This window comes from Streptomyces sp. NPDC087844, assembly GCF_044742785.1.
Lineage (GTDB): Bacteria > Actinomycetota > Actinomycetes > Streptomycetales > Streptomycetaceae > Streptomyces.
Genome location: NZ_JBIUVD010000035.1, coordinates 22,313 through 47,844, shown reverse-complemented (window position 1 = coordinate 47,844; position 25,532 = coordinate 22,313). Strand labels below are relative to the sequence as shown.

At 70.9% G+C, this 25,532-nt stretch carries 23 protein-coding genes and 1 pseudogene; 8 read left to right on the top strand and 16 right to left on the bottom strand.

Going from position 1 to position 25,532, the window contains the following annotated elements; translation table 11 throughout:
* Positions 1-225: 225 nt before the first annotated feature.
* From kynU to ACIOKD_RS39920, 11 genes are all read right to left on the bottom strand, one after another.
* A complete protein-coding gene (gene kynU / locus ACIOKD_RS39970) occupies positions 226-1,485 on the bottom strand; it encodes a kynureninase (protein WP_402093265.1) in 1,260 nt (419 codons plus the stop codon).
* Complete coding sequence (locus ACIOKD_RS39965; protein WP_402093263.1) at positions 1,478-2,353, bottom strand: tryptophan 2,3-dioxygenase family protein; 876 nt, start codon at positions 2,351-2,353, stop codon at positions 1,478-1,480. Before ACIOKD_RS39965 ends, kynU begins: the two co-directional genes overlap by 8 nt.
* Before the next feature lie 177 nt (positions 2,354-2,530).
* Positions 2,531-2,944, bottom strand: a complete 414-nt coding sequence (locus ACIOKD_RS39960; protein ID WP_402093262.1) for a DUF3151 domain-containing protein — start codon at positions 2,942-2,944, stop codon at positions 2,531-2,533.
* A 65-nt stretch (positions 2,945-3,009) separates the two neighbouring features.
* A complete protein-coding gene (locus tag ACIOKD_RS39955; protein WP_402093294.1) occupies positions 3,010-4,467 on the bottom strand; it encodes an MFS transporter in 1,458 nt (485 codons plus the stop codon).
* 237 nt (positions 4,468-4,704) lie between these two features.
* The gene (gene fbaA, locus ACIOKD_RS39950; RefSeq protein WP_402093260.1) at positions 4,705-5,727 is read right to left on the bottom strand and encodes a class II fructose-bisphosphate aldolase; all 1,023 of its coding nucleotides are present in this window, start codon (positions 5,725-5,727) and stop codon (positions 4,705-4,707) included.
* Positions 5,728-5,948: 221 nt separating this feature from the next.
* On the bottom strand, positions 5,949-6,500 hold the full coding sequence (pyrE, locus tag ACIOKD_RS39945) for an orotate phosphoribosyltransferase (RefSeq protein ID WP_402093258.1): 552 nt from the start codon (positions 6,498-6,500) through the stop codon (positions 5,949-5,951).
* 10 nt (positions 6,501-6,510) lie between these two features.
* The gene (locus ACIOKD_RS39940; protein ID WP_402093257.1) at positions 6,511-7,308 is read right to left on the bottom strand and encodes an aldose 1-epimerase; all 798 of its coding nucleotides are present in this window, start codon (positions 7,306-7,308) and stop codon (positions 6,511-6,513) included.
* Positions 7,309-7,746: 438 nt separating this feature from the next.
* Positions 7,747-8,523, bottom strand: coding sequence for an SRPBCC family protein (locus tag ACIOKD_RS39935; RefSeq protein WP_402093255.1), 777 nt, complete (start codon positions 8,521-8,523; stop codon positions 7,747-7,749).
* Between the two features lie 150 nt (positions 8,524-8,673).
* Positions 8,674-10,311, bottom strand: coding sequence for a polyamine aminopropyltransferase (locus tag ACIOKD_RS39930; RefSeq protein WP_402093254.1), 1,638 nt, complete (start codon positions 10,309-10,311; stop codon positions 8,674-8,676).
* A 214-nt stretch (positions 10,312-10,525) separates the two neighbouring features.
* Positions 10,526-11,044: a DUF2617 family protein gene (locus ACIOKD_RS39925; protein WP_402093253.1), complete on the bottom strand. Its 519-nt coding sequence runs from the start codon at positions 11,042-11,044 to the stop codon at positions 10,526-10,528.
* 432 nt (positions 11,045-11,476) lie between these two features.
* Positions 11,477-11,740, bottom strand: a complete 264-nt coding sequence (locus ACIOKD_RS39920) for a hypothetical protein (protein WP_402093252.1) — start codon at positions 11,738-11,740, stop codon at positions 11,477-11,479.
* 243 nt (positions 11,741-11,983) lie between these two features.
* On the opposite strand from ACIOKD_RS39920, the gene ACIOKD_RS39915 reads away from it, so the two are divergent.
* The 4 genes from ACIOKD_RS39915 (at position 11,984) to ACIOKD_RS39900 (ending at position 15,159) form a co-directional block, all read left to right on the top strand.
* Positions 11,984-13,207, top strand: a complete 1,224-nt coding sequence (locus tag ACIOKD_RS39915) for a pyridoxal phosphate-dependent aminotransferase (protein ID WP_402093251.1) — start codon at positions 11,984-11,986, stop codon at positions 13,205-13,207.
* A 97-nt stretch (positions 13,208-13,304) separates the two neighbouring features.
* Complete coding sequence (locus ACIOKD_RS39910; RefSeq protein ID WP_037676836.1) at positions 13,305-13,562, top strand: type II toxin-antitoxin system Phd/YefM family antitoxin; 258 nt, start codon at positions 13,305-13,307, stop codon at positions 13,560-13,562.
* Positions 13,563-13,571: 9 nt separating this feature from the next.
* Entirely contained in the window at positions 13,572-13,832 is a 261-nt protein-coding gene (locus ACIOKD_RS39905; RefSeq protein WP_402093249.1) for a Txe/YoeB family addiction module toxin, read from the top strand.
* A 130-nt stretch (positions 13,833-13,962) separates the two neighbouring features.
* Positions 13,963-15,159, top strand: a complete 1,197-nt coding sequence (locus ACIOKD_RS39900; RefSeq protein WP_402093247.1) for a hypothetical protein — start codon at positions 13,963-13,965, stop codon at positions 15,157-15,159.
* A 53-nt stretch (positions 15,160-15,212) separates the two neighbouring features.
* Here the strand turns inward: ACIOKD_RS39900 and ACIOKD_RS39895 are convergent, their stop codons facing one another.
* Positions 15,213-15,740 (bottom strand): YbjN domain-containing protein, encoded by a 528-nt coding sequence (locus tag ACIOKD_RS39895; RefSeq protein WP_267028386.1) that lies wholly within the window; start codon positions 15,738-15,740, stop codon positions 15,213-15,215.
* A 246-nt stretch (positions 15,741-15,986) separates the two neighbouring features.
* Positions 15,987-18,572 (bottom strand): annotated as a pseudogene (gene clpB, locus ACIOKD_RS39890) (ATP-dependent chaperone ClpB); the annotation flags it as partial.
* 149 nt (positions 18,573-18,721) lie between these two features.
* Between clpB and ACIOKD_RS39885 the strand changes: the two are divergent.
* A complete protein-coding gene (locus ACIOKD_RS39885; protein WP_402093245.1) occupies positions 18,722-19,135 on the top strand; it encodes a pyridoxamine 5'-phosphate oxidase family protein in 414 nt (137 codons plus the stop codon).
* Between the two features lie 217 nt (positions 19,136-19,352).
* Here the strand turns inward: ACIOKD_RS39885 and ACIOKD_RS39880 are convergent, their stop codons facing one another.
* The gene (locus tag ACIOKD_RS39880) at positions 19,353-19,688 is read right to left on the bottom strand and encodes a hypothetical protein (protein WP_189773067.1); all 336 of its coding nucleotides are present in this window, start codon (positions 19,686-19,688) and stop codon (positions 19,353-19,355) included.
* A 352-nt stretch (positions 19,689-20,040) separates the two neighbouring features.
* On the opposite strand from ACIOKD_RS39880, the gene ACIOKD_RS39875 reads away from it, so the two are divergent.
* The gene (locus tag ACIOKD_RS39875) at positions 20,041-21,027 is read left to right on the top strand and encodes a helix-turn-helix transcriptional regulator (RefSeq protein WP_402093243.1); all 987 of its coding nucleotides are present in this window, start codon (positions 20,041-20,043) and stop codon (positions 21,025-21,027) included.
* Positions 21,024-22,007, top strand: a complete 984-nt coding sequence (locus ACIOKD_RS39870) for a LuxR C-terminal-related transcriptional regulator (protein WP_402093241.1) — start codon at positions 21,024-21,026, stop codon at positions 22,005-22,007. The genes ACIOKD_RS39875 and ACIOKD_RS39870 overlap by 4 nt, the downstream gene beginning before the upstream one ends.
* Here the strand turns inward: ACIOKD_RS39870 and ACIOKD_RS39865 are convergent.
* Positions 21,967-23,004, bottom strand: coding sequence for a LuxR C-terminal-related transcriptional regulator (locus ACIOKD_RS39865; RefSeq protein WP_402093240.1), 1,038 nt, complete (start codon positions 23,002-23,004; stop codon positions 21,967-21,969). The two genes, ACIOKD_RS39870 and ACIOKD_RS39865, sit on opposite strands and share 41 nt — an antisense overlap.
* A 464-nt stretch (positions 23,005-23,468) precedes the next feature.
* A complete protein-coding gene (locus ACIOKD_RS39860; RefSeq protein WP_402093293.1) occupies positions 23,469-24,524 on the bottom strand; it encodes a substrate-binding domain-containing protein in 1,056 nt (351 codons plus the stop codon).
* A 417-nt stretch (positions 24,525-24,941) separates the two neighbouring features.
* Between ACIOKD_RS39860 and ACIOKD_RS39855 the strand changes: the two genes are divergently transcribed.
* Positions 24,942-25,400, top strand: coding sequence for a hypothetical protein (locus tag ACIOKD_RS39855; RefSeq protein ID WP_402093239.1), 459 nt, complete (start codon positions 24,942-24,944; stop codon positions 25,398-25,400).
* Positions 25,401-25,532 lie beyond the last annotated feature (132 nt).

The window sequence follows — 25,532 nt, the reverse complement described above, 5'->3', positions numbered from 1 at the left end:
TGAGGGGTGAGACGTGACGGGCGAGGGGAGACGGGTGACGCTGTGGGGTTCTTCGCCCCCGCCGCCCCTACCCTTCCCGTCCGCGCATGGGGACTGCGTCCCCTCGCCCCCTCGTCGCGCTGACGCGCTCGTCCTCAGACGCCGGACGGGCTATCCAGACAGCCCCTCCGGCGTTTGGGAAGCGGGGGTTCGGGGGCGCGCCCCCAAGGCAGTGACAGGGCCGGGTCAGAACATCCGACCCAGTACCCCCGCCGCCCTCTCCACATCCCCGAAGCCCACATACAGCGGGGTGAAACCGAAGCGCAGGATGTCCGGTTCCCGGAAGTCGCCGATCACGCCCTGTTCGATCAGGCGGCGCATCACCCCACCCGCGTCCGCGCATCGCAACGCGACCTGGCTGCCCCGTTCCCCGTAGCCGGCCGGAGTCACCGACTCCACCGCACCCGCAGGCACGTACGCCGCCACGCACTCCAGGAAGAAGTCCGTCAGGGCGAGGGACTTGGCGCGGACCGCCTCGATCGAGACGCCGTCCCAGACCTCCAGGGCCGCCTCCAGGGCGAGCATGGAGAGGATGTCCGGGGTGCCGACACGGCCGCGCAGGGCGCCGTCGGCCGGGATGTGGTCCGCGGTCATGCCGAACGGGTCGGCGTGGGAGTTCCAGCCCGGCAGCGGGGAGTCGAAGCGGGGCTGGTGGTCCCGGCGGACGTAGAGGTACGCCGGTGAACCCGGGCCGCCGTTCAGGTACTTGTAGGTGCAGCCGACCGCCAGGTCCACGCCGTGTTCGTCCAGGCCCACCGGCAGAGCGCCCGCGCTGTGGCAGAGGTCCCATATCGAGACGGCGCCCGCCTCGTGGATCGCGGCCGTCAGCGTCGGCAGATCGTGCAGGCGGCCCGTGCGGTAGTCGACGTGGTTCAGGAGCACCGCGGCCGTACGTCCGCTCAGGGCGTCCTGGACCTCTTCGGGCGCCACCGGGCGCAGCGTGCAGCCCGTGAGCCGCGCCGCCGACGCGGCGATGTAGCCGTCCGTGGGGAACGTCGTCGCGTCGACGAGGATCTCGTCCCGGACGCCCGCCCCCTCGCGACCGTCCGCGTCCCCGCCGGCCAGGCGCACCGCGCCCACGACCGCCTTGAACACGTTCACGCTCGTCGAGTCGCCCACGACGATCTGGCCCGGCGCCGCGCCCACCAGCGGAGCGATCCGGTCACCGATCCGCTCCGGCGCCGTCCACCAGCCGCTCTCGTCCCAGGACCGGATCCGCAGCGAACCCCACTGTCTGCGCACGACGTCCTCGACCCGGCCGGGCACCGAGCGCGGCAGCGCGCCGAGCGAGTTCCCGTCCAGGTACACCGTGTCGTCCAGGACGAACCGCGCGCGCACCTCGGCCAGTTCGTCGGCGGCGTCCAGCGCCGCCGCCCGGCCCGCATACGATTCCCCGCCGGAGTCCGCGTACGACTCCCCGCCGGAGTCCGCGTACGGCTCAGACATGCGACCGTGCCGTCCACAGCTCGGGGAACACGTTCTTGCGGGCCCGCTTCTCCAGCCAGGCCACGCCCGCCGAGCCGCCGGTGCCCGTCTTGGAGCCCATCGCCCGCCGGGTGGCGACCAGGTGGTCGTTGCGCCAGCGCCAGACCAGTTCGGCGACGTCGGTCAACGCCTCGCCGAGCCGGGCGAGTTCGGAGCTCTCGTCGCCCGCGTAGAGGTCGGTCCAGACGGCCTCGACCTCGGGAGAGGGCTCGTAGCGGCCGGAGACGTCCCGCTGGACGACCGAGGACGGAACGGCGTGACCGCGCCGCGCGAGCAGCCGCAGCACCTCGTCGTACAGGCTCGGCTCGTGCAGCGCCTTCTCCAGCTCGGCGTGCACCCGGGGCGCGCCCCGGTGCGGTACGAGCATGGACGCCGACTTGTCGCCGAGCAGGAACTCCATCCGCCGGTACATCGCCGACTGGAATCCGGAGCCCTCGCCGAGGGCGCTGCGGTACGAGTTGAACTGGGCCGGAGTGAGCTGGCCGAGGGGCTTCCAGGAGGCGTTCAGCGCCTCCAGCTCCCGTACCGAACGCTTCAGGGCGGCCACCGCGACCGGCACGCGGTCCTCGCGCAGCGCCTTCGCCGCGGTCTCCCACTCGTGCACGATGACGGTGAACCACAGCTCCATGACCTGGGTCGTCACCAGGAAGACCATCTCTCCGGGGTCGTCGGAGAGGGTGTGCTGGAGGTGGGTGAGAACGTCCGCCTGTACGTAGTCCTCGTACGGGGTCGTTCCCATGAAGTCGAGATGCGGGGTCTCGGGCTCCGAAGCCGTCTCGTGCGCCTTGTGCGCCGCTTGCGCCTCGTGGGGCTGAGCCTGTTGGGACATCGCTGTCTCCTGCTGTACTCCGGGTAGCGGTCCGCCCCTGCCGAATTCCGACACGGGGGCCCCGGTCCCCAAACGGCATCCTCCACAATCGTGCCCCGAAACCGCAAGGTCCGCCTGGTCACACCAGGCGGACCTGCATGTACGTCGTCCCGGGGGCCGTCGACCAGCCCCTCGGGCCTAGCCCAGGGTCTGGGCCGCCGCCGGGGAGGAGTCCTTCAGGAACTGCGCGCAGCGCTCGTACTCCGCCTGCTCGCCGATCGCCTGGGCGGCGCGGGCGAGGCCGTGCAGGGCGCGCAGGAACCCGCGGTTCGGCTCGTGCTCCCACGGCACCGGGCCGTGGCCCTTCCAGCCGCCGCGGCGCAGGGAGTCGAGGCCCCGGTGGTAGCCGGTACGGGCGTACGCGTACGACTCGACGACACTGCCGCGCTCGTACGCCTCGTCGGCCAGCTGTGCCCAGGCGAGTGAGGAGGTCGGGTACTTCGCGGCGACATCGGCGGGCGCCGTGCCGTTCGCGAGGAGCTCGCGCGGCTCCGGGTCGTCGGGCAGGTGGGTCGGGGGCGGTCCCCCGAGGAGATCCTTGTGAATGGCCATGGGTTCCAGTTTGCGCTATCCGTGGCCGCCCCGGGCTCCATGGGTGGAGCTGTCTTGTCTGAAAACTATTCCAGCCGCCCCCGCGACCGGTCCGGCTCCAGCGGCGGAGCCGTCACGCCGCCGTGTGTGAGGCATTCCGGGCGCGGGCAGCCCGGCGCGGGCTTGCGCACGGTCGCGAAGGCGATCACCGCGCCCACCACCAGGATGCCCGCGCACAGGGGCATGGCCCGCCGGAACGCGTCGTCGAAGGCGTCCGCCGACCGGTACGCGTCCTCGCCCATCCCGGCCAGCAGCGGCAGCGCGGCCACCGCGACCAGGCCCGCGGCGCGGGCCGCCGCGTTGTTGACGCCGCTGGCGAGGCCCGCCCGGCCGGTGTCCACGGAGGCCAGCACGGTCGCGGTGAGGGGCGCGACGAGCGTCACCATGCCGGTGCCGAGCACCAGGACGGCGGGCAGCACGTCGGCCGCGTACGAGGCGTCCTCGCCCACTCTCAGCATCAGCAGCATCCCGGTCGCGCACAGCAGCGGGCCGACGGTGAGCGGGACGCGCGGGCCGACACGCTGGGCCAGCTCACCCGAGCGGGCCGACAGCAGCAGCATCAGGGCCGTGGTCGGCAGCAGCGCCGTACCGGCGCCGAGAGCCGAGTAACCGGCCACCACCTGGAGCTGGACCGCGGAGAGGAAGAAGAAACCGCCGAAGGCCGCGTACACGCACAGGGTGACGAGGTTGACCGCCGTGAACTGACGGGACGCGAAGATGTCGAGCGGCATCATCGGGTCGGGCCGCCGCTTCTCCACGGCCACGAAGGCGACCCCCGCCGCGACACCGGCCGCCGCCGTCACCGCCACGACGGGCACCGAGCCGCCGGGCGCCTCGATGAGCGCGTACGTCACCAGGGCCAGCGCCAGTGCGCCGAGGGCGGCGCCGAGCACGTCGAAGCCGCGTCCGTGGACCCGGTCGTCCTTCGACTCCGGTACGTGTCTCAGGGCGATCGGGGCGCACAGCAGGGCGAGCGGGACGTTCAGCAGGAACACCCAGCGCCAGCCGGGGCCGTCCACCAGCCAGCCGCCCAGGAAGGGGCCGACCGCCGCGCCTATACCGCCGAAACCGGACCACAGACCGACGGCCCGCGCCCGGTCCTGCGGGTGGAACGACGCCTGGATGAGGGCCAGCGAACCGGGGGTGAGCAGCGCGCCGCCGACACCCTGGAGCGCGCGGGCGGCGACGAGCACGCCCGCGTTCGGTGCGAGTCCGCACAGCAGTGAGGCCGCCGCGAACCACACCACACCGACGACGAACACCTTCCGCCGTCCGAAGCGGTCGCCCAGGGCGCCGCCCAGGAGGATGAGTCCCGCGAGGGTCAGCATGTAGGCGTTGACGGTCCACTGGAGGCCGGCCAGGTCGGCGTCGAGGTCGCGGCCGATCGTCGGCAGCGCGACGTTCACCACGGTCGAGTCCAGCATCGCCATGCCCGAACCGAGGACCGTCGTCAGCAGGATCCACTTCCCCGCGGGGGAGGACATCCGGACGCCCGGGGACGCCGCCGGGGAGGAGGCCGGAGACTCCTTCGGCGGGACCGGCGGGACGGGCCGGACCGGCGGGACGGGCGGGACGGGCCGGACCGGCGGGACGGGCGGGACGGGCGGGTCCGGGGGGTCCGTCGGGGGCGTCGGGGCAGCCATGTTCCGGATCATACGGACATACGGCGGGGCCCGGTTCTCCCTGTGGACAACCGGGCCCCGCGTACGAGAAACGGGCGCTTACTTGATCTTCGTACCCGTGGAACGCAGGTGGCCGCAGGCCTGGGTGACGCGCGCGGCCATCGAGCCCTCGGCGAGCTTGCCCCAGGTGCGGGGGTCGTACGTCTTCTTGTTGCCGACCTCGCCGTCGACCTTCAGGACGCCGTCGTAGTTGCGGAACATGTGGTCCGCGACCGGACGCGTGAACGCGTACTGGGTGTCCGTGTCGATGTTCATCTTCACGACGCCGTTCTCCAGGGCCGTGCGGATCTCCTCCTCGGAGGAGCCGGAGCCGCCGTGGAAGACGAAGTCGAACGGGGACGGCTTGCTGTACTTCGCCGCCACGCCCTCGTTCAGCTCCTTGAGGAGCTCGGGGCGCAGGACGACGTTGCCCGGCTTGTAGACGCCGTGCACGTTGCCGAAGGACGCGGCCAGCAGGTAGCGGCCCTTCTCGCCGAGGCCCAGGGCCTCGACCGTACGGATCGCGTCGTCGACCGTGGTGTAGAGGTTGTCGTTGATCTCGTGCGTGACACCGTCCTCCTCACCACCGGTCGGAGTGATCTCCACCTCAAGGATGATCTTCGCGGCGGCGGCGCGGGCCAGCAGTTCCTGGGCGATGGCCAGGTTGTCGGCGAGGGTCTCCGCGGAGCCGTCCCACATGTGGGACTGGAACAGCGGGTTCCGGCCGGCCTTGACGCGCTCCTCGGAGACCGCGATCAGCGGACGCACGTACCCGTCGAGCTTGTCCTTCGGGCAGTGGTCCGTGTGCAGCGCCACGGTGACGTCGTACTTCTCGGCGACGATGTGCGCGAACTCGGCCAGTGCCACGGCACCGATGACCATGTCCTTCTTGTGCTGGCCGCCCAGGAACTCCGCACCGCCGGTGGAGATCTGGATGATGCCGTCGCTCTCGGCCTCCGCGAAGCCGCGGAGCGCAGCGTGCAGGGTCTGCGTCGAGGTCACATTGATGGCCGGGTAGGCGAACTTGCCTGCCTTCGCCCGGTCGAGCATCTCGTTGTAGACCTCGGGGGTTGCGATGGGCATCTGTCCGCTCCTTGTATGTGCGGGTGGCGTTCTGCTGAGAACCCTGACCTAGGGGGCGACGTCATCGTCGGCCCCATCCTTCCAGACATGACCGGATGCTCCGGCCTCGCTGTTCGCCCCTGTGGACAACCGATCACCCGGGACCGGAGCCGGGGCCAGGGAAGGGGCCAGGGAAGGGGCCGGGGAAGGGGCCGGCTCCGGCCCCGGTCCTGCGGAAGGGCTCAGGCGAGACCCAGTTCGTCCTTGGAGTACGCGAAGAGGTACGGGACCCCGGTGGCTTCGTGGATCTTCTCCGCGGCGCCGGTGGCGCGGTCGACGATGGTCGCCACGCCGACGACCTCCGCGCCGGCCTCACGCACGGCCTCGACGGCGGCGAGCGGGGAGCCGCCGGTCGTCGAGGTGTCCTCGACGACGAGCACGCGGCGGCCCGCGATCTCCGGACCCTCGACCCTGCGCTGCAGACCGTGCGCCTTCGCCTCCTTGCGGACGACGAAGGCGTCCAGGCGCCGGCCGCGCGCGTGGGCGGCGTGCAGCAGGGCCGCGGCCACCGGGTCGGCGCCCATCGTGAGGCCGCCGACCGCGTCGAAGTCCAGGTCCGCCGTCAGGTCGAGCAGCACCTCGCCGACCAGCGGGGCGGCCTCGCCGTCCAGGGTGATCCGCCGCAGGTCTACGTAGTAGTCGGCCTCGATGCCGGAGGAGAGGGTCACCTTGCCGTGCACCACGGCCTTGTCCTTGATCTGCTGCAGCAGCTCGCCGCGCACGTCGTCGCTCATGGGGGTCAGCTTAGAGGCGGCGCCAGGTCCAGGTGGTGACGGCTTCCAGGGGGTCGATGGGGGTGACCAGGCGGGGCAGGGTGTTCAGGCCGTTGGGCGGCCCGGTCTGCGGCTCCACGCACACCGCGGCCTCCTGCTCGTCGTACACGACGACCCACTGCTCGCGACCGGCCACGTTCAGCGCGAGCTGCCCCGGCCAGGTGAGGGTGACGTCGACGCCGTCGGGCATTCCGAAGCAGTCGTCCCAGGGGCTCGGCTGCGGATCGATACGACGGCCCGTCGGCAGGTGGTCGTCGCCGCGCTCCTCCTGCCAGGCGGCGGTGAAGTCGACCCGGACGTCCTGCGCGCCCTCGCCGCCGAGGTTGCGGTTGAACCAGGGGTGCCAGCCGATCTGCGCCGGGAACGAATCGCCGTACGTCTCCACCGACATGGTCAGTGTGAGGGAGTCCTCGGTCAGCCCGACGACCTGGGTGACGCGGCCGGCGTACGGCCAGGGGTCGGCGAGGTCGTACGTGATGACGGTTTCGTCGGCGCTCTTGCGGGCGGTGCGCCAGGCGGCGTCGCGGGCGGTGCCGTGGATGGCGTGGGGTGGGGAGTTGAGGGGGAGTTGGTGGGGGGTGGCGCCGTTGCGGAAGCGGCCGTCCCTGGTGCGGCCGCACCACGGGACCATGGGGAAGCAGCCGAACTTGTCGCCTTGGCGCAGCAGTTCGACGCCGCCGATCTTCAGCCCGCCGATCCGTCCACCGTTGCCCGGCTGCACGGTCGCTTGCGCGTCGCCGGCGGTCAGCGTGATGTCTTCGTTACTCACGCGGGAGACCCTACGGGGTGGGGCGCGGTATGTGGCCCGCAGGGCCCGATCCCGGCACTCCCGGCCCGGCACACCCCCGCCTGCGGGCCGTCTGTGGGCCAATCGCGCAGTTCCCCGCGCCCCTTGGGGACATCTGCCCTTCTGCCGACCGCAGGCCGCCCGTGGCCGGCCGCGCTATTCCTCGCGCCCCTACAGGGCACGCACCGCGCCCGGCACGCCGACTACAGGCCGCCCGTGGCTGGCCGCGCAGTTCCCCGCGCCCCCGTCGGGGCACTCCCTGCCCGTCTGCCGCTTGCGGCCCGGCCGCGGCCGGCCCTTTGAGGGGCGCGGGGAACTGCGCGGGCAACCCCCACCGCGCCCGATACGCCGACCGCAGGCCGCCCGTGGCCGGCCGCGCAGTTCCCCGCGCCCCTTTGGGGCGCCCGCCCGCGCCTGCGGTCAGTGGCGTTTGCGGAGGGCTCGGCCCACCACGATCGCCGAGGCCAGTGCGAGCGCCGCCGCGGGCGCGGCCCAGCGAAGGACCGCGCTGCCGCCCACGGAATCGGGCGCCGGCACGGGCGCGTACCGGCCCCGCGGCGGCGCATGGTCGACCTCCTCCGCGCTGCGGCCGATCATCGTGCGCCGCGCGTGCGCCGCCTCGGCCGGTGCCCCCGGCGGCGAAGTCCCGTCGTCCTCGAAGCCACCCGCGAAGTCGCCCTCCGCGAACGGCACGTGCGAGGAGGGGGGATCCTCCACCGGATCGGGCGCAGCGACAGGCGCCTCTTCCGGTGACGGTGACGGCTCCGGCCCCGGCCCCGGCTCCGCCGCCAGGTGTTCCGCGAACCGGTTCAGCAGGCGGGTCGTCGCCGACGCCACCTCGTCCGCCGGCAGGTCGGCGATACGGCCGTCGGCCGAGGCCGTACCGGTGAACGTGAGCGTCACGCCCCCCTCGGCCGGACGGACGGCCAGCGTGAGCGCGAGCTTCACCGAGCCCGTGCCCCGGGCCTCCGTGGCGTCGGCCTCGACGGAGTACGAGCCGTCGTCCCGCTCGGAGACGCCGAGCGTCCCCCGGTACGTGATGGAGTGCCCGCCGACCCGTACCTTCAGGCGGCCGGAGACGGGCGCCGTCCCCGCGTCCTGCTGGAGACCGGGCAGCGCCCGCGCCACTCGCGCGGGATCGGCGAGAGCCTCGCGCAGACGCTCGACGGGAACCGGAACGAACACCTCATGCTCCATGTCGGCCGAGCCTACCCAGCACCACCCGTACCGCACCCGTACATGCGGGGATTCCCCCGGATCCGCCGCAGATGGACGCGCGGACCGACACGCGCACGCGCAGCCGCACGCGCACCCGCACCCGCACCCGCACCCGCACGCGGCCTGGCTTCAGTCCGCGTATCTCGGGTGCACCAGCGTCGAGGGCGGCAGTCCCTCCAGCCTGGTGCGCTCCGCCGCGCGGACGCCCGCCTGCAGGGACGGGACGCGCGGCGCCCTCTCCGCCATGGCCCCGTCCGCCGCCGCCCCGTCCCCGAGGTCCGGCCGCGTACGCGAGGCGAGCACGTACCCCCAGTCGTGCGGGACCCGCGACCCGTCCGTCACCTCGGAGTCACGGCCGCCGACCGAGTAGGGCACCGTCCGCAGCCCGGCCGCCCGTACCGTCGCGTCGACCGTCCAGAAGGCGCGCGGCCGGGCCGCCACGGGCCCGGCGTGCACGACGAGCCGCCCGCCGTCGCTGAGCACCTCGCGGGCCAGCCCGTAGAACTCCTGCGAGTACAGCTTCGTACTGGACGTGTTCTGAGGGTCGGGCAGATCGGAGACCACCACGTCGTACGCGTCCCGCGGGGCCCGCCGCAGCCAGCCGAACGCGTCCGCGGCGACGACCCGCACCCGCGGATCCCCGTACGCGTGGCCGTTCAGCGCGGACAGTGCCGGGTCGGTGCGCGCCAATTCGACGAACGCGGCGTCGAGTTCGACGACGTCGACCCGTCGTACGCCCCGGTGCCGCAGTACCTCGCGCACCGCGAGCCCGTCGCCGCCGCCGAGGACGAGCACGCGCGCGTGCCGGCCGTTCATCGCGGGGTGGACGAGGGCCTCGTGGTAGCGGCGCTCGTCGCTGCCGCTGACCCGCAGCCGGCCGTCGAGGTAGAGGCCGAGCCGGCTGCCGTCGGTACCGCCGGTGAGGACGACGTCCTGGACGTCGGTGTGCATCGCCACCCGGACGTCCCGGCCGTACATCGCGTGCCGCGCGGACCGTTCGAAGTCGTCGACGAGGACGGCGGCCGAGGCGAGCAGCACGAGCACGAGGAGGTTGGCGACGACCAGCAGCCAGCGACCGCGCCGGGTCAGGTCCTGCCGGAACAGACCCAGGACGAGCGCGGCGCCGGCGATCGCGTTGACCGTGCCGGTGATCAGCGTCGCGGTCAACTGGCCGAGCAGCGGCAGCAGGAGGAACGGGAACGCCAGTCCGCCGGCCAGCGCGCCCACGTAGTCCGCGGCGAACAGGTCGGCGACGGCGCCGCCCGCGTCCTGTCTGCGCACACGCTGGATCAGCTCCATCAGCAGGGGCACCTCGGCGCCGATGAGCAGGCCGATGGCCAGGGAGAAGCCGACGAGGAGGTAGCTGGAGCCGTTCGCCCAGGCGCCGCCCCAGTCGCCGGTCCAGGCGAAGACGGCGTACAGGGCCATCGCGCTGCAGCCGCCGACCAGGGCGAGCAGGGCCTCCACGGCGCCGAAACCGGCCGCGGCGCGACAGCGCAGCCGCTTGGCGAGGAGCGAGCCGATGCCCATCGCGAAGACCATCACGGACAGGACGACGGAGGCCTGGGTGATGGAGTCGCCGATCAAGTACGAGGCGAGGGCGACCAGTTCCAGTTCGTACACCAGTCCGCAGGCAGCGCAGATGAACACGCCGGTGAGGACGAGGAACCGGCCGGTGGCGGGCCTGACCGGCAGACGCGCCTGGCCCGCGCCGCTGCGGGGCGGCGGGGCCGTACCGGGTGGGGCGGGCGCGTGCGGCTCGATCACCCAGGGAACGCTACGTCACCGGTTCACCGCACCCTGTCACCCACACGTGTGTAAATGCCGTCGCCCGCGCATACTTCGGCCGTTTCGGGGCCCCCTCCCGCACCTCTCCCGCCGAACGGCTGCCGGATGCGTGACGCCGGGCCCAGGACCTACCTCGAAACCTGCCTCAAAACCTGCCTCAGGACCTGCCTCAGGAGCTGCCCCGAAACCTGTCCTAGAGCGGCGCGGGTACCCGTACGCCCACCTTCGTGCGGGTGGCGACCAGTTGGCCCTCCTGGGGGTAGGCGTGCCAGGTGCGCCAGTGCACCTGGCCCTCGTGGTGCTGCGCCAGCATCGCGGTGAAGGCGTGGGGGCTGCCGGGGAAGACCCCCGCCAGTCCGTTCGGGTGGTCGGCGACGAGGGCGAGCAACTCCTGGGCCCGGCCGGCGAAGGACCCTCGCGACAGCGTCTCCACACGCGCGGCAAACTCGTACTCCCAGTCGTCCACCCGCTTGGCGACGCCGAGTGGCAGTGGTGAGCTGCTGCCCGCGATGCAGGCGACGGTCTCCGAACAAGTGCCCCGCTCCTCCTCAAGGAGCACCTGGTGGGACGCGCCCAGCAGTCGCAACTGCAACCTGGTGTCGGCGAGTTCGAGGTCGAGGGTGGCGAGCGCGGGCAGCGGTTCGCATCCGAGGGCCCAGGCGAGGTCGGCCGCGCGCGTGTCGGTGTAGGCGGTGTTGAGGGTCGTGAGCATGGGTCGGCTCCGCTGCACGCAAGGGTGGGGTCGGTCCGTCGCACCCCGGTCGGCGCCGGGCGGTGATCCGGGCCCGGTCGGCCAGGTCAGAAGGTTGTTGCGGGGGCTGCGTCGGCGATACGAGGGAATCATGAACGGCGCGTCCGCCACAGCGTTTTTACCCAACTTCGTAGGGTTTCCATCCCCCCGAGGGCTCCACAGCTCAACTGTTCAACCAGAAAGCGCGCCCCTGGGGGGCTCGCCTCCGGTTTCACGCCCCCTCAACGGCGAGGCGCCCGTCGGGAGATACCCCCCGACGGGCGCCCGTCCGACCGGACGGTCGAGACGGTCCGGACGGTCGAGACGGCCGAGACGGTCCGGACGCGGTTCCCTGCCCGGACGCGGTTGCCCCGCCCGGAACCCGGCTGCCGCCCGGAGCTCAGCTGCCCCGTGTCAGCTGCCTCCGCCGCATCCGCCTCCGCCCCCGCAGGACGAACCGCCGCCGCACGAGGAGCTGTGACCCGACGAACCCGACGAGCAGGAGGAGGAGCCGCTGTCGCCTCCGCCCACCGCTCCGCCGCCTGCCCACCAGCTGTCACTGTTGCGGCGCGAACGTCCCCTGCCCCGACCGCGCCCCCGGTCGGCGGATGCGATCCGCGCGACCACGACGACCACGAACCCCACGACGAACAACGTCAGGATGATGCCGATGATCATGGCGTCACCCTCCTTCCGTTCCCCCGAAGCGGCCCCCCGTGGGCTCTGCTTCTCGTCTGCTTGCTGCCTGATTCCTGCCGCGATCCTTGCTGCGACTGTCGCCGCGACTGCTGCTGTGACTACTGCTGTGACTCTGCTGTGATTCCTGCCGCACACCCAGGTGTGCTCCTTGCGTGGGAGGGGGATGCCCTCTCGTCTCACGGACCAAAGCAGAGTTGAGCAACTCCAGAGGTTGAGCGCAGGATGGCCGTCATGACCTCCAGCGCACGCCGCCCCCTCCTCAACCGCCGTCTCGCCGAGTTCGGTACGACGATCTTCGCCGAGATGTCGGCTCTCGCCCTGAGTACCGGCTCCATCAACCTCGGCCAGGGCTTCCCCGACACGGACGGCCCCGAGGAGATCCGGGAGGCGGCCGTGCGGGCGCTGCGCGACGGGCGCGGCAACCAGTACCCGCCGGGCCCGGGCGTCCCCGAGCTGCGTACGGCCGTCGCCGCGCACCAGGAGCGCCGGTACGGCCTGACGTACGACCCCGGGACCGAGGTACTGGTCACGGCGGGCGCCACGGAGGCCATCGCGGCCACCCTGCTCGCCCTGGTGGAGCCCGGCGACGAGGTGATCGCCCTGGAGCCTTACTACGACTCGTACGCGGCCTGCATCGCGATGGCCGGCGGTACGCGCGTGCCGGTCACCCTGCGGCCGCACGAGGAGAGCGGCGACGACGGGGTCGTGCGGCGGCGGTTCCGGCTGGACCTGGACGAGCTGCGCGACGCGGTCACGGACAACACCCGGCTGCTGCTGATCAACACCCCGCACAACCCGACCGGCACGGTCCTCACCCGCGAGGAGCTCACCGCGATCGCCGAGCTGGCCGTCGAGCGGGATCTGCTGGTGGTCACCGACGAGGTGTACGAGCACCTGGTCTTCGACGGGTCCGAGCACATCCCGCTCGCCACCCTGCCCGGAATGCGCGGGCGCACGGTCACCATCGGGAGCGCCGGCAAGACCTTCTCGTTCACCGGCTGGAAGGTCGGCTGGATCACCGGCGCCCCCGATCTGGTCACGGCGGTGCGCTCGGCGAAGCAGTACCTCACGTACGTGGCCTCGGGGCCCTTCCAGTACGCGGTCGCCGAGGCGCTGGCGCTGCCCGACACGTACTTCGACGCCTTCCGCGCGGACATGCTGGCCAAGCGGGACCTGCTGAGCACGGGGCTCGCGGAGGCGGGCTTCGCGGTGTTCCGGCCGGCCGGGACGTACTTCGTCACCACGGACATCCGGCCGCTGGGCGAGAGCGACGGCTTCGCGTTCTGCCGGGCGCTGCCCGAGCGCGCCGGGGTCGTCGCGATCCCGAACGCGGTCTTCTACGACCACCGGGACGCCGGGGCGCCCTTCGTCCGATTCGCGTTCTGCAAGCGGACCGAGGTGCTGGCGGACGCTGCGGGACGGCTCCGCAAGGCATTCACGCACTGACCGTCGTCCTGCGGGGCCGGTCGAGGCCACCGTTCCGGCGCTTGCCCGTACCGCAGATACCGACGTACAATTTCCTGTACGTGAAAGAGGGGTGTTCGTGAAGACCATGACGTATTCCGAGTCGCGCGCACGGTACGCCGAGGTGCTCAACTCAGTCACCGACGACCGCGAAGAGGTCGTCATCACCCGGGCCGGGCATGAACCTGTCGTCATCGTCTCCCTTGAGGACTACGAGTCCCTGAAGGAGACGGCGTACCTGCTGCGCAGCCCTGCGAACGCCCGGCGCCTGCTCGCGTCCATCGACGAGTTGGAAAACGGCGGCGGCACCGTACGCGAGCTGGCGACTGACGAGTAAAGGCCGCGAATGAAGATCACTTTTTCCTCCCGCGCCTGGGAGGACTACCTGTGGTGGCAGCTTCAGGACCGGAAGATCCTGAAGCGCGTCAACACACTCATCGCGGACATCGCCCGGAACGGCAACGAGGGGATCGGCAAACCGGAACCGCTCAAGCACGGATTCCAGGGTTACTGGTCACGCCGCATCAACGACGAGCACCGACTGATCTACAAGGCCACCGAGGAGGGCGTCCTGATCGCACAGTGCCGCTACCACTACGAAAACTGACAGGACTCAAGGATCGTCGTGCGACCCGCTGTCACGGCGGCGCGCCGTGGTGGTGGAATATCGGGGTGAACCGGACCCGGTCGGCCGCGCGTTGCTCGCAAAAGGCGCGAAGTGCGATCAATCTGCGAATGTGACCCTCGTACGTACCCTCGCGCCCTCCCCCGTCACGCCTCCCGCCGGGACCGAGCGTCCGCCGCGGCGCCGCCCGGTCCCGGCCGCCACGATGGGCACGGCCCTCGGACTGTTCATGGCGGCCCGGCTGCTGGGGGCCGCGGCCGTGGCGCTGACCGCCTGGGCGGTCGGCGAACATCCCGTGCTGCTGCTCGGTCGGTCCTGGGACTCCATCTGGTATCTGCGGATCGCCGGGCACGGCTACGGCCGCAGCCTGCGTTTCCAACCCGACGTCGTCCACAGCGACCTGGCGTTCTTCCCGCTCTATCCGGGGCTGCTGCGGGCCGTCACCGAACTGACCCCGCTCAGCGGGCCCGGCGCGGGCCTGCTGGTCTCGTGGACGGCCGCCGGGGTCGCCGCCTGCGGGATCTACGCGATCGGGGTCCGGCTGCACGACCGGGCCGTCGCCACCGCCCTCGTCCTCCTGTGGGCCCTGCTGCCGCACTCCGTCGTGCTGTCGATGGCGTACACGGAGCCGGTCCTGACCGCCTTCGCGGCCTGGTCGCTGTACGCCGTCCTCACCGGCCGGTGGGTGTGGGCGGGCGCCCTCGCCATGGGTGCGGGGCTGGCCCGGCCGAACGGGTTCGCGGTGGCCTCGGCGGTCCTCGCGGCGGCGGCGTACGAGTTCTTCAGGCGGCGCGGGAAAGTTACCCACAGGCTGTGGACGGGCGCGGTGCTCGCCCCGCTCGGCTGGGTGGCGTACGTGCTGTGGGTGGGGCGGCGGCAGGGCGATCCGCTCGGCGGGTACTTCGAGGTGCAGCGGCTGTGGGGTTCGCGCTTCGACTTCGGCCTGGACGCGCTGCGTTTCGTACGGCGTCTGCTGCTGGAGGGCGGCCTGCTCGTCTTCCCGATGTCGATGGTGATCGTCGCGGCGGCACTGCTGCTGTACGGGCTGCTGCTCGCGGACCGCGCGCCCGTGCCGCTGCTGGTCTACGCGGGCGTGCTGCTGGTCGTGGCGGCCGGCGGCGCCGGGTTCTTCGAGTGCAAGCCGCGGTTCCTGCTGCCGGCGTTCCCGCTGCTGCTGCCGCTGGCGTGCGCGCTGGTGCGGACGGCGAGAGCCCGGCCGTGGCACGCGACCCTGGTGGTCGGCGCGCTGGCCGGGCTCTCCTTCGCGTACGGGGCGTATCTGGTCGTACTCGCCCACAAGCCGCTGTGAAGTCTCGCCCACAAGCCGCAGCCGCTGCGAAGTGAGGACAGCCGCTGTGCGGACTACTCGTCCTCTTGGGGCTTCTCGGCCTCGTCGATCTCCTGCTCCAGGCCGAGCTGCTCGACGAGCCACTTGTCGAACTCGATGGCGGCCCGCACCCAGCTGACCGTCGACGACACGAAGTGCTCCAGGCTGACGCCCGTGCCGATCAGCATCTGCGCCTCGCCGATGAGGCGGACGGTGCCGTCGTCGTGCGTGTGGCTGTAGACCTTGGGCCACAGCGTGCGCCGGTTCCAGTCGTCGATCGATTCGAGCAGCTGCTGCTTCTCGTCGATCTGGTGCGGCCGGTCGTAGAACGTCCGGACCGAGAAGACCTGCTGGTCGTCCTCACCACGGAACATGAAGTACGTACGGAACTGCTCCCACGGCGCCGCGAGGTCTCCCTCGTCGTCGACGACGTACTTCAGCTCCATCTGGTCCAGGAGCTGCTTCACAAGGTCCTGATCCGGGACGACGGGGCCCGCCGGTCCGCCGGGGTTCGGCTCTGGCTGGCCCCCGAAGTTCGGAATCGAGGACGGGTCGATGCTCACCGTGATTTTCCCTTCGTACGGATTCCGCCATCCTCCCCCATGCGGGGCGGGGGCCCGCAACCCCCGCCCCCGCCGGTGACGGAATTCCGCTCAGAGCGTTTTGCCCGAAGCCGGGTCGCTTGTCGGGCCGCTTGTCGGGCCGCTTGTCGGGCCGCTTGTCGGGTCACTGGCCGGGTCACTGGCCGGGTCACTGGCCGGGCCGGCTGCCGGACCGCTCGCCGGGCCCTCCGCGGCGACCGTCACGGGTCCCGTCGCCGGCCCCACGATCAGGCCGTCTCCGAAGGCGTCCACGCGGACCGTGTCGCCGTCCTTGACCTCGCCGGAGAGGATCTCCTTGGCGAGCCGGTCACCGATGGCGGTCTGGACGAGACGGCGCAGGGGACGGGCCCCGTACGCCGGGTCGTTGCCCTCGTCCGCGAGCCAGGCCAGCGCCTCGTCCGTGATCTCCAGGGTGAGCCGGCGCTCGGCGAGCCGCTTCGCGAGACGGCCGACCTGGAGGCGCGCGATGCGTTCCAGTTCCGTCTTGTTCAGCGCCGAGAAGACCACCAGGTCGTCGAGCCGGTTGAGGAATTCCGGCTTGAACGAGGCCCTCACCACCTCCATGACCTGTTCCTTCTTCTGCTCCTCGCTCGTGAGGGGGTCGACCAGGTACTGGCTGCCCAGGTTCGAGGTGAGGACCAGGATGGTGTTGCGGAAGTCGACCGTCCGGCCCTGCCCGTCGGTGAGCCGCCCGTCGTCCAGGACCTGGAGCAGGATGTCGAAGACCTCCGGGTGCGCCTTCTCCACCTCGTCCAGGAGCACGACGCTGTACGGGCGCCTGCGGACCGCCTCGGTGAGCTGGCCGCCCTCCTCGTAGCCGATGTAGCCGGGAGGCGCGCCCACCAGCCGGGCCACGCTGTGCTTCTCGCCGTACTCCGACATGTCGATGCGGATCATGGCCCGCTCGTCGTCGAAGAGGAAGTCCGCGAGGGCCTTGGCCAGCTCGGTCTTGCCGACACCGGTGGGGCCGAGGAAGAGGAACGAGCCGGTGGGGCGGTCCGGGTCGGCGATGCCGGCGCGGGTCCGGCGGACGGCGTCGGAGACAGCCTGTACGGCCTCGCTCTGACCGATCAGCCGGCGGCCCAGCTCCTCCTCCATGCGCAGCAGTTTCTGCGTCTCGCCCTCCAGGAGGCGGCCGGCGGGGATGCCGGTCCAGGCACCGACCACGTCGGCGATGTCGTCCGGGCCGACCTCCTCCTTGACCATCGTGTCCTTGGAGACCGCTTCCTCGGCCTCGGAGGCTTCCTCCAGGTCCCTCTCCAGGGTGGGGATCTCGCCGTAGAGGAGCTTGGAGGCGGTGTCGAAGTCGCCGTCGCGCTGGGCCCGCTCGGCCTGGCCGCGCAGCTCGTCGAGCCGCTCCTTCAGCTCACCGACGCGGTTGAGGGACTGCTTCTCCTTCTCCCAGCGGGCGGTGAGACCGCGCAGCTCCTCCTCCTTGTCGGCGAGGTCGCGGCGCAGCTTCTCCAGACGCTGCTTGGAGGCCGCGTCGGTCTCCTTGTCGAGCGCCAGCTCCTCCATGCGCAGCCGGTCGACGACCCGCTGGAGCTCGTCGATCTCGACGGGCGACGAGTCGATCTCCATCCGCAGCCGCGACGCGGACTCGTCGACGAGGTCGATGGCCTTGTCGGGCAGGAAGCGGGAGGTGATGTACCGGTCGGAGAGGGTCGCGGCGGCGACGAGCGCGCTGTCCGCGATGACCACCTTGTGGTGGGCCTCGTACCGGCCCTTGAGTCCGCGCAGGATGGCGATGGTGTCCTCGACGCTCGGCTCGGCCACCAGCACCTGCTGGAAGCGCCGCTCCAGCGCCGGGTCCTTCTCGATCCGCTCGCGGTACTCGTCCAGGGTGGTGGCGCCGACCATGCGCAGCTCGCCGCGGGCGAGCATGGGCTTCAGCATGTTTCCGGCGTCCATGGCCGAATCACCGCCCGCGCCCGCGCCGACGACGGTGTGCAGCTCGTCGATGAAGGTGATGATCTGCCCGTCGGAGCCCTTGATCTCCGCGAGCACGGTCTTGAGCCGCTCCTCGAACTCGCCGCGGTACTTGGCGCCCGCGACCATCGCGCCCAGGTCGAGCGAGACCAGCCGCTTGTTCTTGAGGGACTCGGGCACATCGCCCTTGACGATCCGCTGGGCGAGGCCCTCCACCACGGCGGTCTTGCCGACGCCCGGCTCGCCGATGAGGACGGGGTTGTTCTTGGTGCGCCGCGACAGGACCTGTACGACGCGGCGGATCTCCTGGTCGCGGCCGATGACCGGGTCGAGCTTGCCCTCCCGGGCCGCGGCGGTGAAGTCGGTACCGAACTTTTCGAGTGCCTTGTACTGGCCCTCGGGATCCGGGGTGGTCACCCGGCGCCCTCCCCTGCTCTTCTCGAACGCTTCCAGCAGCTTCTTGGCGCTGGCCCCTTGCTGGGAGAGTACGTCGCCGATCTGGCCGCCCTTGGCGGCGATCGCGATCAGCATGTGCTCGGTGGAGAGGTACTCGTCCCCGAGCTCCTTGGCCCGCTCGCTCGCGTCGGCGATGACCGCGAGCAGCTCACGGTTGGGCTGCGGCGGGGCGACGGTGGAGCCGGTCACGCTGGGCAGCGCGGCGAGGACGCGCTCGGCGCCGGCCCGCACGGCGGCCTGGTCGGCCTCGACCGCGGCCAGCAGGTCGGTGATGTTCTCGTTGTCCTCCCCGGCCAGCAGCGCGAGCAGCAGGTGCGCGGGGGTGAGGTCGGGGTGACCTTCGGACACGGCCCTGCTGCTGGCCGCGTTGATGGCGTCCCGGCTCCTGTTGGTCAGCTCGGCGTCCACGTTCGCGTTCTCCTCCTCGTGCTCGTGCTCGTGCTCGTGCTCGTGCTCGTGCTCACGCTCGTACCCGTGCGGTGTTGGCTGACCCAACCAAAGTACACAAAGGTGAGTCTATTCCACTCAAGAGGGCTCAACGGGTTAGGTTCCGGTTCATGGCCTCGTACCCCGTGAACCCACGCGATCCCGGCGACTCCTATCTCGGCTTCTGGCGGGAACGCCACGTGTGCACCTTGAGCACCTTCCGTCCCGACGGCACCCCTCATGTGGTACCCGTCGGTGTTACATACGATCCCGAGGCCGGTCTGGCTCGGGTCATCTCCTCCAAGTCCAGCAGGAAAGTGCGCAACGTGCTGGCCGCCGGGCCCGACGGGATGCCGGTCGCCGTCTGCCAGCTGGAGGGGCGGCGGTGGGCGACGCTGGAGGGGCGCGCGACGGTGTCCGGGGACCCGGAGCGGGTCGCGGAGGCGGTGCGCCGCTACGCCGAGCGCTACAGCAGGACGCCGTCGCCCAATCCGGCCCGGGTGGTCATCGAGATCGCCCTGACGTCGGGCATGGGCAACTGCTGACACCGCGGGGAGCACACACGGGGCCCTCGGAGGGGCGACCGCGGCGCGAGGCCGGTTTTCACCCTTGTGCAGCCCTGGGGAGGCATGAAGCATTCCTGCTGAAACCTGTCCGGGCGGAACGTGCCGGAAAACTGCAGCGGCGTCACCGTGTTCAGGTCACGGTGACGCCGCTGCGGGGGGAAGCGCCTGAGCGATTTACAACGACGGGGGAATCGCGTCAGGCACTGCGGGGGGTGGCTGCGATGGTTCGTACGTCCGGGGCCTCCGGCTCGTCCAGCCGATGGTCGCGCTGATCGAGGTTCACAAAGATCATTCCGTACCGAATGGCGCACCGTACCGGCTGTGGCGCCCCCCGAGGCCGCCGCAGACACCGGTACGCCCGTACGTCGTCCTCGTCGTCCCGCGTCACCACGACCGGCTCTCCGAAGACGGTCACCATCAACGAGTCACCGCTGTGGGGGATGGCGGTGGCCAGGTCGATGAAGTGCCAGCCGGAGCGGTAGGCGGTGGCCATTTCTCTGCGGAAGGACCGGTCGTCGGGAGGAGTGCTCATGTCAGCCTCCGACACTGCCGTCTATCGGGGCGCCGTCTATCGGGGCGACCGGCCAGCTGGTGTCAGGGGGGACAGCAGTCTCGCCGTTCTGGCCGGCCGACGGCCAGCTGGTGTCCGCTCGAACGTCACCCTTCGCGTCGGAGAGGCCATCCAGCGCTCCGAAGGCCACAACGGCGGAGAAGACGGCGACAAGCACCGAGCGAAGCATTTTCTTACCCATAGTCGGCTTCGTCCTCACTTGAAGGTCCCTCTCCCCCGTCGGATACGACGATGGCTCATTCGGGCACATCATGGCCACATAATCGATGCATCATGTTCCTGCACGTTCAGGACCCTGGGGGGTGGAGATTTGATGGCGAAGAGACATAAACCGACACATCCTCATGCGGTGACCGAGCTGTGCGAGGAAGGCAGCCGCCTTTATGCGACCGCGCTCCGCACGGGACGTATCGCCCGCGAGGAGGTCGAGTCCGCTCCCTGCTTGATGGAGTTCGCCCTTCTTCACCCTGATCCGGACGACGCGAGCTGGTTGCGCCCGGTGCCCCCGACGGTCGCCCTGGCCCAGCGACTCAACCCCATAGAGCGCGAAATCACGGCGCACCGGCGGTTGTCGATCGAACTGACCGATGCTTTCGAGCCGTTCATGACACTCAGCGCCCAGGCGACGGCCCCCACCCACTCCATCACGGTGCTGGAGGGCAGCGACCGGATCAACTCGGCGCTCAACCTGGCCACGGCCCAGTGCCAGACCGAGGTCCTCACCATCCAGCCGAGCAACCGCATCTCCGAGCGCAACCTGATGCACGGGCTGGAACGCGACAGGCCGCTGACCGAACGCGGTGTGCGGATCAGGACCCTCTACCAGCACACGGCCCGCTACAGCCAGGAGAAGCTGGCCTACGTGGACCAGCTCTCCAACGGCAAGGTGGAGTACCGCACCATCGACGAGCTGGTGGAACGTCTCATCATCTGCGACGAGACGGTCGCGTTCATCCCCACGCGCGACGACCAGCAGGTCGCCCTGGAGCTTCGTCATCCGGGTCTCGTCCGCTACCTGATCAAGGTCTTCGAGTTCGTCTGGGGCCGAGCCGTCCCGCTGAGCGCCGGCGCCCCGTACGAAACCGCCCCCGACGGCATCACCAACATCCAGCACTCGATCGCCAAACTCCTCGTGGAGGGCCATGTCGACGAGGCGATAGCGCGGCGCCTCGGCATGAACGTACGAACATGTCGCGCGCACATAGCGAAGCTGGCCACAGCCCTGGGCAGCGGCAGCCGGGCACAGCTCGGCTACCGCATCGCGGAATCGGGGATCCTGAAGCAGGACGCCGCGGAGTGACGGTTCCGCACTCCGCACACAGTGTGGAAGAGCTGTGCGAGGCGGGCTCGGAGTTGTACGAACGGGCCCTGCGCGAGGGGCGCGTGAGCGGTGCGGATGCCGAAGGGGCGCCCTGCCTCGTCGACTTCGGGCTGCTGCGGCCGGCTGCCGAGGATCTGAGTCGTCTGGAACCCGTCGCGCCGCTCGTCGCCCTCCATCGGTTGCTGCGGAGATCCGGCGAGCGCATAGCCGACGAGCGGCGGCGCGAGGTCCGGCTGGCCGCGGTGTTCGAGCCGCTGATGCGGGTCGACGAGCGTCGGACGACAGCGGACACACCGGTGATCAGCGTCCTCAGCGGTTCGGAGCAGATCAACCAGGCCATCACCGAGGCCATGGCCCACATGTCCCGTGAACTCCTCACCATCCAGCCCGCCACCCACACCGGTGAGCGCCGCTACACGGCCGAGGCCATCTCCCTGGCCCGTGACCAGGCCCTGCTGGACCGTGGTGGCCGTATCCGCACCCTCTACCAGCACACAGTGCGCCACTCGCCCACCGTCCTCGCCCGCCATGAACTGCTGAGGGGCGACGTCGAGGCCCGCTCCCTCGACGAACTCACGGACCGGCTCATCGTCACCGACCGTGCCGTCGCCTTCATCCCTGTCGACAAGGACGGCAGCATCGCCCTGGAAGTCCGCCATCCGGCCCTCGTCGGCTACTTCGCGACCACCTTCGACCGCTTCTGGCGACTGGCCACGCCCATGCACCCCGAAGCCGTCCGACAGCCCTCGCTCAGAGGCGTCACCCCGCGCCAGCAGGCCATCGCGGGCCTCCTCGTCGAGGGCCACACCGACGCCGTCATCGCGGAACGCCTCGGCCTGAACGTGCGCACCGCCCGCGTCCACATCGCCAAACTCGCCGCGACCCTCGGCAGCGAGAGCCGGGCCCAGCTCGGCTACCTCATCGGCCGCTCGGGGATCCTGGACGGTTCGGAACGGTGACGGGCTGGAGTTCCGCGGCGCGCGGCGGCCCGTCCAGGCCCGCCTGGGCGATCCGCACCCCCAACTGCGTACGGCTGGCGGCCCCCAGCGTCTCCGACAGCCGGGCGATGTGCGCCCGGCACGTACGGACGCTGATGCCGAGGCGCTCCGCGACCACCGCGTCCTGGTGGCCTTCCGCCAGCAGCGCCGCGATGGAGCGTTCGCGGTGGGTGATGCCCTCGATGCCCGTGTCCGGCAGGGGCGCGGTGAGCGGGATCGCGAGGCGCCAGAGCCGTTCGAAGACGGTGACCAGATAGCCCACCAGCGCCGGGTGGCGCAGCTCCAGGGCCATGGTGCGGTCGGGGCTCGCGGGGATGAACGCGACGGTGCGGTCGAAGACGATGAGCCGCTCGGTGACCTCGTCGAGGGTACGGGCCTCCGCCGCCTCCTCCATCAGCTCCATGTAGTTCAGCAGGCCCTGGCCGTGCCGGGCCACGTGCGTGTACAGGTCGCGCATGCGCACCCCGCGGCGGCGCAGCGCGAGAGCCCGGTGCAGGCCCTCGGAGAGTTCGTCCTCGCGGCGGATGCCGCCCGGCTGGACGGCCAGCACCTCGGAGGTGCACGCCTCGGTCGCCTCGTCCATCGCGGCGCGGATCCGGGGCAGCCCGTCGAGCACCCGGATCGCCACTCCCTCGGAGGGTGAGTGGGCGTCGCCGCCGAGGGCCGCGTACCACTCGAAGGCGGACACCGCCTCGCCCATGCGTGACTGTGTGGCGACGACGTGCTCGTGCATCTCGCGCAGCAGGCGCGTCATGACTTCCTGCGGTGAGGTCGGCACCAGCCAGCCCATGTCGTCGGGGTCGGGGTGCAGAAGCGCCAGTTCGACCAGGCAGGGCACCGATTCGGCGTCCTCGCGGGACACCCGGCCGCGCCGCACCGCCCGGGAGTACACCCTGTCTCCGGCATCGCACAGGCGGTCAGCACCGTGCGGATGCGCTTCCGTCCTGTGCCCGGCCATCTCCCCAACCCCCGGTTCCAGCCTCTTCCGCAGCGCAACTATGCGCGGCGTCCCCCGGCTCCGCAACACGGCTTCCCCGCTTCCATGCCCCCCATCGCACCACTTGATCCGCGTTTGCGCACACGTCCGTGTGACTCGTTGCAACAAGCTGAAGGGGGCGGCGGCGCGCGCCTCCCGCACGGGGGCCGTTGCCCGCGTGAGCTGCCGGAAACCGTGGGGCGCCCGCCGGGTCGCGGGCAGCGTCCGACGTCAGGGCGCGCGTCGGGACGCGGGAAACCGGTGTGGCGCGTACGCGTCGTCCGGTGCGTGGAGTGTGCTGCCGGAGCCGCCCGGTGGGGCAGGGGCTGCCCATGGGCAGGCGTCCGCCGCACCGCAACCGACGGAACCGGCCGAACTTCGGCCGGGACTCGCTGTGTGGGCCGTCGGTCCGCGAGGTGGGGTCCGCCGGGAGCGGGCGGCGCGGGCTACTTGATGCCGAGTTCCTCGCACGCCGCCCGGTACTTGGCGGTGCAGATCTCCTCCGCCGAGTAGATGCCGTCATCGACGACCGTCGACTCGATGGTGTTGCGGGTCAGGGAGGTGACCTGGACGAGACTGGCGGGAATGCTCTTGTCGGTGGGGCTGGAGACCCTGTCGGGGGTGAGCGAGTCGAACTCGATCCCGTAGCCGCGGACGCGGGCCACGGCTATCTCGGCGGCGGTCTCCGCCTCCTCGGGGTACGGCTTGTAGACGCTCATGAACTGGTCCCCGGCGAGGACGCGCTGCACCGCGTCCAGTTCGGCGTCCTGGCCGGTGATCGGCGGCAGTTTGGTGGCGCCCGCGGCCTTGAGCGCGGAGATGATGCCGCCCGCCATGCCGTCGTTGGCCGAGTACACCCCGGCGATGTTGTCGACGCCGATGGAGGAGATGGCCGCCATCATGTTGGCCCGGGCGTTCGACGGCTTCCAGTCCTTGGTGTCGTACGACTTGGCGACGGTGACCTTGTTCTTCAGCTCGGTGAGGGCGGCCGCCTTGAACTGGGCGGCGTTCGGGTCCGTCACCGCGCCGTTCATCATGACGATCTTCTGGGACTTGTCGCCGTCGAGCCGGTCGGCGAGGGCCCGGCCCTGCACCTGTCCGACCTCCTCGTTGTCGAACGAGATGTACGCGTCGATCGGGCCCTCGGCCAGCCGGTCGTACGCGATGACGGGAATTCCGGCTTTCTTGGCCTTCTTCACACCGGCGGCGATGGCACGGGAGTCCACGGCGTCCACCATCAGCACGTCGACCTTGTCGTCCACCATCTTCTGCAGCTGCCCGCTCTGCACGTCGGCGTCCTGCTCGGCATTCGCGTAGACGACCTTCCCCTTGCCGTCCGTGAGCGTGCCGACCTTCTTCTTGATGATGGGGTAGTCGAACTTCTCGTAGCGGGAGTTCGCCTTTTCCGGCAGCAGCAGGCCCACCGTGATGTCGTCACCCTTGGTGGGGCTCGCGTCGGCGCCGTCGTCACCGCTCCCGCACGCGGCGAGGGCGAGGGTCATGGAGGAGACGGCTACGGCCAGGGCGGTACGACGTGTGGCGCGGTTCACTTCAGGTGCCTTCCGTACGAGGGCGACAGTGCGGGCCCAGGTGACAAAAAGCCAACGCGGGGGTTCTCGGGGCGTCAAGGAGTAACTGCTAACGACCTCGCAACAGAAGTCTGTGAAGAGACGGCGGCGAAGTCGGGCGGATGCGCGGAGTGAGAATCCACACCGCCCTCGCACTCTTCACACGACAGAAACGGGTGAGTCGGTACGCATCCTGACGGGTCGGCATGATCGGTGTGAAAGGCGGCGGAATCCCACGTCCGGGTCAGTGTGAGCACCTGATCGGCGGCGCACGGATTGCGGCGGGGCGGCTGCCGGAACTTGCTGGGACCAGACCGTTTTGACCGTGTCCTCCTTCACCACGGAGTTCCCATGCGCATTTTCTCCCGATGCCTCATAACTGCGCTGGCCGCGGGCTGCCTCGCTCTGACCGCAGGCACGTCCGCGGCGGCCGTCACCCGGTCCGCGGCACCCGCGCCCGATCCGGTCCCCGGCGCCTGTGACGTCGACTGGACCGGCGCGGCCGGAATCGCGGGAACCGGCACCCTGCACGAGGCGATCGCCGCCTGCGTCGAGGCCTACACGAAGCGCGACCTCGACAGCCGGCTCCAGACCCCGCCGGAACTGCCCGACGAGCAGCAGGAACAGCCCGCGGAGCAGCCGGGGAAACAGCAGGACCAGCAGGAACAGCAGAAGGAACAAGGGGAACAGGAGGAACAGGAGGAACAGCAGGACTGGACGGGAGCCGATGCCGGGGACTGGGCGACCGACCTGTCCTGCGCCCTGGCCGAGCTCTTCAAGGAGCCCACGGCCTGCCGCCGGACTCCGTGACCCGGCGGTAGAACCTTCTCGCAGGTGACAGAACCGACCGGGAGGTGAGCACTCGCGGATGAATGCGCATCCGCGACTGCTCACCCTCCGGCGGCCATGTGCCGGCTCGCGGCCCTGAAGCCCGGCTCGCCG